7 protein-coding genes are annotated in these 13,886 nt (G+C 62.2%); 3 read left to right on the forward strand and 4 right to left on the reverse strand.

Features of this window, described 5'->3' with window-relative positions:
- Nucleotides 1–173 precede the first annotated feature (173 nt).
- Both KW841_RS24540 and KW841_RS24545 read left to right on the forward strand, forming a co-directional pair.
- Entirely contained in the window at nt 174–2,498 is a 2,325-nt protein-coding gene (locus KW841_RS24540) for a TonB-dependent siderophore receptor (protein WP_218480115.1), read from the forward strand.
- Nucleotides 2,499–2,752: 254 nt separating this feature from the next.
- Nucleotides 2,753–5,281, forward strand: coding sequence for a sulfite reductase flavoprotein subunit alpha (locus KW841_RS24545; protein WP_218480116.1), 2,529 nt, complete (start codon nt 2,753–2,755; stop codon nt 5,279–5,281).
- 119 nt (nt 5,282–5,400) lie between these two features.
- Here the strand turns inward: KW841_RS24545 and KW841_RS24550 are convergent, their stop codons facing one another.
- From KW841_RS24550 to ptsP, 4 genes are all read right to left on the reverse strand, one after another.
- Entirely contained in the window at nt 5,401–6,942 is a 1,542-nt protein-coding gene (locus KW841_RS24550; protein ID WP_218480117.1) for an alkaline phosphatase, read from the reverse strand.
- Nucleotides 6,943–7,043: 101 nt separating this feature from the next.
- Entirely contained in the window at nt 7,044–8,783 is a 1,740-nt protein-coding gene (locus tag KW841_RS24555) for a PTS fructose-like transporter subunit IIB (protein WP_218480118.1), read from the reverse strand.
- Between the two features lie 11 nt (nt 8,784–8,794).
- Nucleotides 8,795–9,736, reverse strand: coding sequence for a 1-phosphofructokinase (pfkB, locus tag KW841_RS24560; RefSeq protein ID WP_218480119.1), 942 nt, complete (start codon nt 9,734–9,736; stop codon nt 8,795–8,797).
- Nucleotides 9,736–12,597 carry a phosphoenolpyruvate--protein phosphotransferase gene (gene ptsP, locus KW841_RS24565; protein ID WP_218480120.1) on the reverse strand — a complete coding sequence of 954 codons (2,862 nt, stop codon included), beginning with the start codon at nt 12,595–12,597 and terminating at the stop codon, nt 9,736–9,738. The genes pfkB and ptsP overlap by 1 nt, the downstream gene beginning before the upstream one ends.
- Before the next feature lie 290 nt (nt 12,598–12,887).
- Between ptsP and cra the strand changes: the two genes are divergently transcribed.
- A complete protein-coding gene (gene cra / locus KW841_RS24570) occupies nt 12,888–13,883 on the forward strand; it encodes a catabolite repressor/activator (protein WP_218480121.1) in 996 nt (331 codons plus the stop codon).
- Nucleotides 13,884–13,886 lie beyond the last annotated feature (3 nt).

Genomic DNA, 13,886 nt, shown 5'->3' on the forward strand with positions numbered 1-13,886 from the left:
GTATTGATTCTTATTGCCTGTGTAAAACACATCTGACGAATGAGTCAGCAGAAACCGTAAGGTTAAATTGTAAAGATTGTAAATTCAGTGCGAATAGTAATGTTTCGCAATTGTTACGAATACCTATTTACCCTATATTTCGCGGCCTCAAATCCTTGGGGAGGGGAATTCAAATGTCGCGTCAACAACCACAAGTACCGGTCAGTTCACCACGTCTGCTCGCATCGGCCATCGGCATGGCGATTACTGCCGGCTCTGCGGGCCACATGGTTTTCGCGGCGGAGAAAACCGACGGAAAAGCACCGGACAATGTGATTTCGCTGGGCGCTACCGCCATCACCGGCGAAGCCCAGGACGAGACAAGCTACAACGTAGAGAAAGCCTCCTCGCCCAAGTACACCGCGCCGCTGATCGACACGCCGCGCTCGGTGACCGTTGTTCCGCAACAAGTCTTGAAAGACACCGGTTCGCTCAACCTGCAGGACGCGTTGCGCACTGTTCCAGGCATCACCTTCGGTGCCGGTGAAGGCGGTAACCCGCAAGGCGACCGTCCGTTCATTCGCGGCTTCGACGCCCAGGGCGACACCTATCTGGACGGCGTGCGCGATACCGGCTCCCAGAGCCGCGAGATCTTCGCCGTTGAATCGATTGAAGTCAGCAAAGGCCCGAACTCCGCGATCGGCGGCCGCGGCGCAGCGGGCGGCAGCATCAACCTGGTCAGCAAGAAAGCGCACCTGGGCGATTCGCTCGACGGCGGTTTCACCTGGGGTTCCGACCAGACCCAGCGTTATACTTTCGACGGTAACTACCAGTTCACCGACACCGCCGCTGGCCGTCTGAATTTGCTGAGCCACGAGAGCAACGTCGCCGGGCGTGACAGCGTCGACTACGACCGCTGGGGTATTGCACCGTCCCTGGCCTTCGGCCTGGGTACGGACACTCGCGTCAACCTCGACTATTACCACCTCGAAAGCAACGACACGCCGGATTCGGGCATTCCGTATTCGATCCCGGCCGGTGGCTCGGCTGCGCGTACCAAAGCCAATCCGGACAAGCCGAATGACGGCGGCGACAGCAGCAACTTCTATGGCCTGAACGACCGCGACTTCCGCAAGACCCGTGTCGATACGGCGACCTTCGCCATCGAGCACGACCTGAGCGACGCGCTGACCATCAAGAACACCCTGCGTCACGGCACCAGCATGCAGGATTACATCCTGACCCAGCCGGATGACAGTAAAGGCAACGTCAACAATGGCAGCGTCTGGCGCCGCGCAAACACCCGCGTGAGCAACACCGAGACCACCACCAACCAGACCGACCTGTTTGGTGATGTCTACATCGCCGGTTTCAAGAACAGCTTCTCCACCGGTGTCGAGTACACCCATGAGGAAAACCAAAAGTCCTCGTACAACGTCAACACCGACACCACCCCGGGAACAACCCCGGTAACCACCAACTGCTCGCCGGCCCTGATCGGCGCGCCAAGTGGCTACAACTGCACCTCGCTGTCCAACCCGAACCCGAATGATCCGTGGAACGGCGCCATCTCGCGTAACTACGCCGGCACCGACACCAAGGCCGACACCTACGCACTGTATGTGTTCGACACCCTGACGTTGTCCGAGCAGTGGTTGGTGAACATGGGCCTGCGCTACGACCATTTCGATACCAGCTACAAAACCTTCAACGGTTCCAGCGTGACCACGTCCAAGGGCGATGACACCAGCGAATTTGTCACCGGTCAGTTCGGCGTGGTGTACAAACCAGCGGAAAACGGCAGCATCTATGTGTCCTACGCGACGTCCGCCACGCCACCGGGTAACACCCTGGGCGAAGGTTCGGAAGGCAACCCGTTGGGTGGCACGCCGGATCGCAACGGCAACCTGCTGAAAAGCGACATGGAGCCGGAAACCACCAAGAACTACGAAATCGGTACCAAGTGGGACCTGTTGAACGATCGCCTGTCCGTGACCGCCGATATCTTCCGCACCGAAAAAGACAACGCTCGTGTGCAGACCAACACCACCACTTATGAGAACGCCGGCAAAACCCGCGTTCAAGGTATCGAACTGTCGGCCAGCGGCAAGCTCACCGACAAATGGCAAGTGTTCGCCGGGTACGCCTACATGGACAGCGAGCAAGTCGATGGCGGCGACCTGCCGGCTAACAAAGCCAACGATGGCAACGAACTGCCTAACACACCGAAAAACAGCGCCAGCCTGTGGACGACCTATCAGGTCACGCCGAGGCTGACCATCGGCGGCGGTGCGTTCTATGTCGATGACGTGTTCGGCAACGTAGCCAACACCACCATGGTTGACTCCTACGTTCGTTACGACGCAATGGCAGCCTACAAGCTGAGCAAAAACGTCGACCTGCAACTGAACGTGCAGAACCTGACGGATGAAACCTACTACGACAAAGCATTCTCGACTCACTTCGCCAACCAGGCGGCCGGTCGCACCGCGTTGCTGAGCACCAACTTCCACTTCTGATTGCCACTCACACTGCAATCCCTGTGGGAGCGAGCTTGCTCGCGATGACGGCGCCACATTCAACATTTATGTTGGCCGACACACCGCTATCGCGAGCAAGCTCGCTCCCACAGGAGAGGGTGAAAGCGAAATCAGACCCGGCCCCGTTCATTCACATGAACGGGGCCTTTGTGCGTAAAAAAGAATGCTTCTCGACAACCCCACGGCATAATGCGCGCCGTGATGAATCAACTTGAACGAACAAGGCGAGCGACGTGTTGAAGAAAACCCTGTTCCAGTTGCACTGGTTTTTCGGCATCGGCGCCGGGCTGGTCCTGGCCCTGATGGGCATTACCGGGGCGGCGGTGTCGTTTCAGGATGAAATCCTGAGCACACTCAACCCTTCTGTGTTGCAGGTCGAAAAACAGCTCGCCGGTGTGCTGCCGCCTGCCGAACTGGTGGAGCACATCGAAGCCGCTTCGGGCAAAAAAGTCTCGATGTTCACCGTGGAAACCGACAGCGGCAACGCCGCCAAAGTATGGTTCACCCCGCCGCCGGGCGAACGCCGTGGCGAGATGCGCTACTTCGACCCGTACACCGCCGAGCTCCTCGGCGATGCCTCCGGCCAGGGTTTCTTCGGCCTGATGCTGCAACTGCACCGCTTCCTCGCCATGGGTGACACGGGTCGGCAGATCACCGGCGCGTGCACGCTGATCCTGGTGTTCTTCTGCCTGTCCGGCCTGTACCTGCGCTGGCCTCGCCAATGGAGAAGCTGGCGCGCCTGGCTGACCCTGGACTGGAAGAAAAAAGGTCGCAGCTTCAACTGGGACCTGCATTCGGTGGCCGGCACCTGGTGCCTGGTGTTTTATCTCCTGGCAGCGCTGACCGGGTTGTCCTGGTCCTACGAGTGGTACAACAAGGGCCTGACCCGGTTGCTCTCCGACTCACCGCAGAACGAACGCGTTCGCGGCGGACGTGGCCCTGCGCCGCAAGGTCCGGCACCAACAGCCGATTACGCGGCAATGTGGAGCAGCATCTACAGCGCGGCCGGCCCGCAACTCAGTTCCTATAACGTGCGCATGCCGCCAGTGGCCGGCCAGCCGGCGACCGTTTCCTTCCTGCTGAAAACCTCGCCTCACGACCGCGCCTTGAACCAGATCACCCTCGACCCAGCCACGGGCGTGGTCAAACGGGTTGACCGCTACAGCGACAAGAGCTTCAAGGCGCAACTGCTGACCAGCATCTATGCACTGCATGTCGGCACTTACTTCGGCATCGTCGGGCGCATCCTCCTGACCCTCACTGCGCTGAGCATGCCGCTGTTCTTCGTCACCGGCTGGATGCTGTACCTGGATCGTCGCCGCAAAAAACGCCAGATCAAGGACGCTCGCCAAGGTCTCGTCACACCCGCTGATGACGCACCGGCCTGGCTGATCGGTTTCGCCAGCCAGAGCGGGTTCGCCGAGCAACTGGCCTGGCAGACCGCCGGGCAATTGCAGGCTGCGGGCCTGCCGGTGAAGGTGCAGCCGCTGGCGGACGTCAGCGAACGGGATTTGCAGGACTCGAACAACGCACTGTTCGTCGTCAGTACCTTCGGTGATGGTGAAGCACCAGACAGCGCCAGGGGTTTCGAACGCAAGGTACTGGGCCGCACGCCGAGCCTGGAACGCCTGAACTATGCGGTCCTCGGCCTCGGCGACCGGCAATATCAACACTTCTGCGGATTCGCCAAACGCCTGCACACCTGGCTCGGCGAACACGGCGGCACAACCTTGTTCGCCCCGGTGGAAGTGGACAGCGGCGATCCTTACGCCTTGCGCCACTGGCAACAGCAACTGGGCCTGCTGACGGGCCAGGCGCCCGTCGACACCTGGCAAGCGCCCAGCTACGACAACTGGACCCTGACCCATCGCGAGTTGCTCAACCCGGACAGCAGCGGTTCCCCGGTGTACTTGCTGGGGCTCAAGCCACCCACCACCAGCAGCTGGCTGGCCGGTGACCTGGTGGAAGTCTTGCCGCGCAATTGCCCATGGGTGATCGAGCATTTCCTCGATGGCCTGGGGATTCACGGTGAGACCAAGGTGCAACTCAACGGCCTGGAGGAAACCCTCGAACAGGCCCTCGCCAGCCGCCAGTTGCCGCAGAACCGCGCCCATCTGGTCGGCCTGCATGCGCAGGCGCTGGCAGAAGCCCTAGTGCCGCTGGCCATGCGCGAGTACTCCATTGCGTCGATTCCGGCCGATGGCGTGCTGGAACTGATCGTGCGCCAGGAAGTGCATGCCGATGGCAACCTCGGCGTCGGTTCCGGTTGGTTGACTGAACACGCGCCAGTGGGCAGTTCCATCAGCCTGCGCGTGCGGCGCAACAGTGGTTTCCATCTGCCAGCCCAACCGGTTCCGATGATCCTGCTGGGCAATGGCACGGGGCTGGCCGGGTTGCGCAGCCTGCTCAAGGCACGGATTGCCGACGGCCAGCAACGTCACTGGCTGCTGTTTGGCGAGCGCAATCGCGAGCACGACTACCTGTGCCGAAAGGAGCTGGAGGAGTGGCTGATCAATGGCGACCTGGCGCGACTGGACCTGGCGTTTTCACGTGATCAGGCCGAAAAGATCTACGTACAGGATCGCCTGCGCGAATCGGCGGCCGAACTGAAGCAGTGGCTGGCGGACGGTGCGGTGATCTACATCTGCGGCAGCCTTCAAGGCATGGCTTCGGGTGTGGACCAGGTGCTCAACGAGGTGCTGGGCGCCGCCGAAGTGGAGCGCCTGATCGAACAGGGCCGCTACCGCCGCGACGTGTACTGATTCACCACATCCCCATGTGGGAGCGAGCTTGCTCGCGAAGGCGTCGTGTCAGTCGAAATCATCTGTGCTGACACTCCGCTTTCGCGAGCAATCCCGCTCCCACATGGGTTCAGTGCCGATCAAACCGGCTGCAACTTCTGCTCGAACACCGACTCGCCATCCAGATCGCGCAACACCACGCTCAACTCCCCGCTCTGCCCATCAATGTTCACCTCGCCAAAAAACTGAAACCCGCCAAACGGCGAGAGGTTCTGGGCTGGTGGAGCCTTTTCGAACACCGCTTCAGGACCAAAGGTTTTATCCAGCGGATTCGGTCCGTAGCTGCCAGCATTCAAAGGCCCGGCGACGAACTCCCAGAACGGTTCGAAATCCTGAAACGCCGCCCGATCCGGATGGTAATGATGGGCCGCGCAGTAATGCACATCCGCAGTCAGGAACAGGAAATTGCGCACCTGCTGCGCCCGCAGAAAACCGAGCAATTCGGCGATTTCCAGTTCGCGTCCCTGGGCCGGGCCGGGGTCACCGTTGGCCACCGCGTCCCACCGCGTGACACCGGGTCTGACTTCGCCGTCCCCTTCGCCGAGGCCGATGGGCATGTCGGCGGCGATCACTTTCCATTGCGCATTCGAGGCCTGCATTTCGCGCTTGAGCCAGTCCAGTTGCTCGCGACCGAGGAATGGCTTGGCCTCGCCCAGATTGTTGTCATTGGCCCCGCGATAACTGCGCATGTCCACCACGAACACATCGAGCATGGGCCCGTAACCGAGCTTGCGATAGATGCGCCCGCCGCCATCGGCGCTCTGCCAGCGCATCGGCGCGTATTCGAGCCAGGCCTGGCGTGCGCGGTCCACCAGGCTGTGGATATCTTTGCTCTGGTAACGCGCACCCAGCTGCTTGCCGGGCGACCAGTTGTCCACCACTTCGTGGTCGTCCCACTGCCAGATCTGCGGGACCTCGGCGTTGAAGCGACGGATGTTTTCGTCCATCAGGTTGTAGCGGTAATTACCACGGTACTCATCGAGGGTCTCGGCGCTTTTGCTCTTGGCCTCGGTGGTGATGTTGCGCCATACCCGGCCGCCTTCTGTGGTGAGCTGCGCCCGGATCGGGATATCGGCGTAAATGATGTCGCCGCTGTGGATAAAGAAGTCCGGCAGCCGCCGGCGCATCGCCTCGTAGATGCGCATGCCGCCAAAGTCCGGGTTGATGCCGAAGCCCTGGCCGGCGGAGTCGCCGCTCCAGACAAAACGGATGTCGCGCCGGGTCTGCGGCACGCTGCGCAAGTGACCTAACCAGGGCTCGCTGGCAACGCCGCTCTGGGCGTCTTCAAACTGCACGCGATAGAAAATCGCCTGGTCGGCGGGCAGCCCGGTGAGCTCGACCCGGGCGGTGAAATCGGTGCGCGCATCGGCCAGGGGCGAGACGAATCGCCGAGGGTTGGGAAACAGGCTGCGGGTGTCCCATTCCACCACCATCCGGGCGGGGCGGTCGCAGCGGCTCCAGATGATCGCCCGGTCACCCAGCAGGTCGCCGGACTGCACGCCATCGGTGAGTTGCGGCCGATCCTTGACCGAAGCGATCACCGCCGGCGCCAGCCCCGGCAGCAGCAATCCGACACCGACCGCTTGCATGACACGACGGCGCCCGAGGTTGAAATCGCTCATGGTGGTCTCCCAGGAATGGAAAAGATCGCAGCCCGCGGCAGCTCCTACAGGTGTTCACAATCTGCCCATGTAGGAGCTGCCGAAGGCTGCGATCTTTTGATCTACGCCTTGGCCGGCTCCAGTGCCAACTCCACAGTCTCCGACCGCTTGACCAGCGCATACACCACCGCCGTCAACAGACTCCCCGCGACAATCGCCAGCAGATACAACAGCGCATGGTTGATCGCATTCGGGATCGCCAGCACGAACAAACCGCCGTGGGGCGCCATCAATTTACAGCCGAAATACATCGACAGCGCACCGGTCAGCGCACCGCCGGCGATGCTCGCCGGAATCACCCGCAACGGATCTTTCGCCGCAAACGGAATCGCCCCTTCGGAGATGAAGCATAGCCCCAGCACCAGCGCTGCTTTACCGGCTTCGCGTTCAGTCTGCGCAAACTTTCGCCGGGCAATCAACGTGGCGATGCCCAGGCCGATCGGCGGCACCATGCCGGCGGCCATGGTCGCCGCCATCGGCGCGTAACTCTGCGACGCCAGCAACCCGACCGAGAAGGCATAGGCCGCCTTGTTGATCGGCCCGCCAAGGTCGACGCACATCATTCCACCCAGCAGCACACCCAGCAGGATCGCGTTGGTGGTGCCCATGCTGTCGAGGAAATGCGTGAGTCCGGCAAGCATGCCGGCCACCGGTTTACCGACCACGTAGATCATCACCAGACCGGTGAACAGACTCGCCAGCAACGGAATAATCAAGATCGGTTTCAACGCCTCAAGGCTCTGGGGCAAACGCGCGTATTTGTTGATCGCCCTGGCTGCATAACCGGCGAGGAAACCGGCAATGATCCCGCCAATGAAACCGGCACCCAGGGTGCTCGCCAGCAGACCGCCGATCATCCCTGGTGCGAGGCCCGGACGGTCGGCGATGGAATAGGCGATATAGCCTGCCAGCAGCGGCACCATCAGCTTGAACGCCGTGTCACCGCCGATCTGCATCAACGCTGCCGCCAGCGTGCCCTCTTCCTTGAACGCGGTGATTCCGAACACGAACGACAAGGCGATCAGCAAGCCGCCGGCGACCACCATCGGCAACATGAACGACACACCTGTCAGCAGGTGTTTATAGACGCCCGTCTTCTCCTGTTTGGCCGTTGTTTGGGCAGCGTTCGCTGCGCTTTCCTGCTGCCCTTCGGCCAAGGCTTTTTTCAAGGTTGCTTCGGCTTGCTTGAGGGCAATGCCGGTGCCACAGCGATAGATTTTCTTGCCGGCGAAACGCTCGGTGGCGACTTCGATATCGGCCGCCAACAGCACCACATCGGCCTCGGCAATCGCCGCTGCGCTCAGTGGATTGCGCGCACCGACCGAGCCTTGGGTTTCCACCTGCAAGTCATAACCCAGGCGCTTGGCTGCTTGCTGCAAAGCCTCGGCGGCCATGAACGTGTGAGCGACGCCTGTCGGGCATGCGGTAACGGCCACCAGTCGCGGCACGTTCCGGGCTACAGCCACTGGCTCGATGACCGCTTCGGAAGCGGCGTAAATCTGCGCTTCCTGCGCACCACGTCGCAGCACGGCTTCCACGTCTTGCAGGGCCTGGGCCGGGGTGCTCTGGAACACTCGCTTGCCTACAAACCGCGCCATGTCCACGGGCGCGCTGGTCACCAGCAGCACCCACTCGGCCGCGTCGAGGGTGGCCGCCGACAGTTGCTTTTCCGGATGTGCGGCGTCGGTGATTTCGACACTGGTGCTCCAGCCCTGACGCTGAGCCGCGGCATCGAGCAGCCGGGCACACAGCACACTGGTGACCATGCCGTTCGGGCAGGCCGTAACGATGGCTAACTTCATGACAAACCCTCTTATTGTTCTGTCAGGGGACGCACGCGCACACCCTGTTCGAGCTGCGCCAGTTGCGCTGCATCGCCAATGCCGAATCCGATCTGGGTCACTGCCATCGCGGCAATCGCCGTGGCAGTGCGCAAGGTTTGCTCCGGCGTATCGGCGCTGAGCAAGCCGTGGAGCATTCCCGCCAGCAATGAATCACCCGCGCCCACCGTGCTGGCGACACTGACCCTGGGTGGCGTGGCATGCAGCGCCGAACCGACGCTGAACCAGTTCACGCCTTCGGCGCCGTGGGAAATCACCACATGCTCGATGCCCTGGGCGTGCAAACGCTCCGCCGCCTCAGCCTGGGCAGTGACCGACACGACCTCGCAGTCCAGCACCTCGGCCAGCTCTTCAGTGTTGGGTTTGATCAGCCAGGGTCCCGCTTTGAGCCCTGCACGCAATGCCTCACCGCTGGTGTCGAGGGCAACGTTCAGCCCCAGCGTCTTCAAGCGCAAAATCAGTGCCTGCAACCACTGCGCACTGACGCCCAACGGCAAGCTTCCGGCGACCACCACCGCATCGTGGCCCGGGGCAATTTGCTCCAGTCGATCGATCAAGGCCTGCTGCGCCGCTTCGCTGACCTGGGGCCCCGGTCCGTTGATGTCGGTGATGCGTCCGTCGCTTTCCGCCAGCTTGATGTTGCTGCGGGTCTCACCGGGAACGCGGATGAAGGCGTCGACAAAACCGCGTTTGGTGAATAGCGTTTCAAACGCTTGCAGGTTGTCTTCGCCAAGAAAACCACTGACGGTCAACTGATGCCCGAGGTCGGCCAGCACTTGCGCCACGTTCACGCCTTTACCGGCGGCGTGGGTGTGCATGACATCGCTGCGATTGACCTGACCGGCTTCAAGGCGCGGCAACTGTACGGTCAGGTCCAGCGCCGGGTTGAGGGTCAGGGTGAGAATCCGTGCCATTACAAGGCCTCCACGAGTGCGCGCACTTCATTCGCGCTGCCCACGGCCAAGGCCTGACGGGCAAGGGTTTGAGTCTGAGTGAAGCCCAGTTCGCGAATCCGCGCCTTGACCTCGGCAATACTGCGCGCGCCGACACTGAGCTCATCCACCCCGAGGCCAACCAGCACCGGCACCGCCAGCGGGTCGGCTGCCAGCTCGCCGCACACGCCGACCCATTTGCCGTGGGCATGGGCCGCACGCACGGTGATGTCGATCAGTTGCAGCACCGCCGGGTGCAAGCCATCGGCCTGGGCCGACAGCGTCGGATGGCCACGGTCGATGGCCAGGGTGTATTGGGTCAGGTCGTTGGTACCGACGCTGAAAAAGTCGACCTCCCTGGCCAGCACCGGCGCCAGCAAGGCCGCCGACGGCACTTCGATCATGATCCCCAGTTGCAGGTCGGCAACCGGGATTTCCAGGCGCAGACGTTCGGTCATGTCACGGGCCTGACGCCATTCATCAACGCTGCCGACCATCGGGAACATGATCCGCAGCGGACGGTTGTCGGCAGCCCGCAGCAAGGCACGCAGTTGCGCCTCCATGATCTGTGGGCGCTGCAAGGTCAGGCGAATGCCGCGCACGCCGAGGAACGGGTTTTCTTCCTTCGCAATCGGCCAGTACGGCAGCGGTTTGTCACCACCGACATCGAGGGTACGCACCACCAGCGGCCGCCCGGCCAAGCCGTCGAGGACGCGGCGGTACTCGGCTTCCTGAGTCGCCTCGTCGGGCGCTTGCGGGTGGGCCATGAAAATCAGTTCGGTGCGCAACAGGCCGATACCTTCGGCGCCCTGCTCCACCGCACTGGTGACGCCGGCACTTTCGCCGATATTGGCGAACACTTCGACGGCATGGCCGTCGGTCGTCAGTGCCGGCTGGTGGCGTTGCTCGGCGGCTGCCTTCAAGCGCTGCTCGCGGGTATCGCGTTCGGCCGTGGCACGCTGCAAGGTCATCGCGTCAGCGTCCACATGCAGACGCCCACGCAGGCCATCGAGCAGCAATGGCGTACCCGGCGCCAACAGCAACACGCCGGGGCCGGCGCCGACCAATGCCGGAATGCCCAGGGCCCGGGCAACAATCGCGCTGTGCGCCGTAGCGCCACCCCGTGCAGTGAGAATCCCGGCCACGCGAGCCGGGTCGAGACGCGCGACGTCGGACGGGCCGACCTCGTCCATCACCAGAATGTACGGCTGATCCGGTTCGCTCGGGGTTTCGATACCACTGAGTTGCAGCAATACCCGACGCCCAATATCGCGCAAGTCGGCAGCGCGTTCGGCGAGCAAGGCATCCTGCAACGCTTCCTGCTGCCGGGCCGCCGCTTCAATCACGACCATCCATGCAGCCTCCGCGCTTTCGCCCTGCTTGAGGCGCGTATCGACTTCATCGGTCAGTTCCGGGTCGTCGAGCATCTCCTGGTGGGTGATGAAGATTTCGCGAATGGCTTTGCTTTTGCTGCGCTCGATCAATCCCTGGATGTCCCGGCGCACCTGCGCCAGCGCGTGCTGGAGACGTTCGCGCTCGATGGCGGCGGACTCACCGCGCAACGGGTAATCGATGGTTTGCAGGACTTGAATATGCGCCGGACCGATGGCGATGCCCGGGGCGGCGGCAATGGCCTGGACCACGCTGCCGGATAGCGGGGCGAGGACCACTTCGGCCATATCGGCAACGACTTCCCGTGCCTGGCTGACTGGCGGCAGCGGCTCGACTTCTTCACCGAGGCCTTCTTCGATGGCGGCCAACAGGGCCGGCAACGCATCCGCCGCGATGCCCGGTTCGGCGATGAATTCCAGGACCTGCCCGCGACGGGCGCCGAGGCTGAGCAGCTTGCTCAGGCTCTTCACCGACACCGCGCTGTCGTGGCCGTCGACGATGCGCACGCGGATCTCACCCTCAAAACTTTTCGCCAGTTGCGCGAGGATCTTCGCCGGCCGCGCATGCAAACCGTGGGCATTGGCCAAGGCAATGCGCGCACTGGGCCAGTCGGCGGGCACTTCACCACCGAGCACTTCGAGGACTTTGCGGCTGCTGGTGGCGCGCCCCAATTCATGGCCACGTCCTTCGATCAACAACGCGCACAGACGCTCGAGCAGGGCTTGATGGGCCTCACCGAGGCTCGCCAGGCAGAACAGTCCATTGAGTGGCTGGCCGAGATAACGCAGCGGTTTGTCCGGGGTGACGAAGGCCAGGCCGGGGCGTTTCACCGTTTGCTCGCTGTGCAGCCACCACAGGCCATCACCCAACGGCAGCGCTTCGACCTGTTGCAGAACGGCGGAGAAACCATTGCTCACGCAGTCGGCCTGGCGCAACAAACGTGCGCCGCGCCAGACCAGTTCTTCGAAATCTTCGGCTGCCACACCGAGGCCGATCATCTGCGCATCCAGCGCCAACTCCTGCGGAGCGCCTTGCAGCAATTTCAGCAATGCTTCAGCAGAGCCGGCGCGACGCAGGGCCTGACCCAGGTCAGTCTCGCCGAGGGCGCGGGTGAGCAATTGCAACAGACGCAGATGCTCATCGGATTTGGCGGCGATACCGATCGCCAGATAAACGATATGACCGTCGCCCCAGTCCACCCCCTCAGGGAACTGCATCAGGCGCACACCGGTGGTGAACACCTGGTCGCGGGTTTCGGGGGTCCCGTGGGGGATGGCAATACCTTGACCGAGAAAGGTCGAGCCCTGGGCCTCCCGCGCCTGCAAACCGGCCAGATAGCCCTCGGCAACCAGGCCGTCGGTGACCAGATGCCGGGCCAGCAATTGCAGCGCTGCGGACTTGTCCACGGCCGACTGGCCCATGGAAATCTGCTCTACAGTGAGCTCGAGCATGCTTTCTCCTTTTTGGCGCCTTGGGGTGCCAGGTATTGTTTTGAATGAGTCAGCTCAGGCGCTTGGTCGTCACTTTTGGCGGTTTCACGGCAGAACCGGCCAAAGGCGCCTTTAACGTAGAAAATACGCTTGCTGAAACGTTTAATCTAGAATGAATGGCACGTTACTCGATAATGTCCCATCCTTGAAGCTCAACTTGTCGGATGCGTTGCGACAATGGTCGCCTGCCTTAATCGGTTAGGATTGACGAAAATGTCGAGGCAATCTCGAAAAAACAAGGAAACAGCGGGTTGAAACTCAGTGATATTGCCCAGTTGGCCGGTGTGTCCGTCACCACCGCCAGCTATGTCATCAATGGCAAGGCCGAACAACAGCGCATCAGCAGCGCCACCGTCGAACGCGTGCGCGCGGTGGTCGAACAACATGGCTTCACGCCTAACCCACAGGCCGCCGGCTTGCGCAGCCGACACACGCGCACGTTGGGGTTCATTCTGCCGGATCTGGAAAACCCCAGTTACGCACGAATCGCCAAATTACTGGAACAAGGCGCCCGCGCCCGCGGTTATCAGTTGCTGATCGCCAGTTCCGACGATGCCCCGGACAGCGAACGGCAATTGCTGCAACTGTTCCGCGCCCGACGCTGTGACGCGCTGATTGTTGCCAGTTGCCTGCCGGCCGGCGACGACAGCTATCGCCAGTTGCAGGCCAAGGGCATACCGATCATTGCCATTGACCGGGTCATGGACCCCGAGCGCTTTTGCTCTGTGATCAGCGACGACCACGAGGCCAGCCTGCAACTGACCCGCAGCCTGCTGGAGCCGCTGCCCAAACAGATCGCCCTGATCGGCGCACGTCCGGAACTGAGCATCAGCCGGGAACGTGCCGCGGGCTTCAAAGAAGCCCTCAGCGGGTTCAACGGCGAAGTACTGATCGAAGAAGGCGAATCCTTCAGCCGCGAGTGCGGCAAACAATTGATGGAAGAGTTGCTGCTGCGCCTGGGCCATTTGCCCGATGCGCTGGTGACCACCTCCTACGTACTGCTTCAGGGCGTGTTCGATGCGCTGCACGACTTCCCGCTGAAAAACCGCCCGCTGCGCCTCGGCACGTTCGGCGACACCCAATTGCTGGACTTCCTGCCGCTGCCGGTTAACGCCATGGCCCAGCAACACCAGTTGATCGCCGACAAGGCCCTCGCGCTCGCTCTGGCGGCCATCGAGCAGTCGGACTACCAGCCCGGCGTACAAGCCATTGCGCGCACGTTCAAGCAGCGTATTCGCCAGGACTGAACC

The organism is Pseudomonas sp. PDM28 (assembly GCF_019219115.1).
Lineage (GTDB): Bacteria > Pseudomonadota > Gammaproteobacteria > Pseudomonadales > Pseudomonadaceae > Aquipseudomonas > Aquipseudomonas laurylsulfatiphila.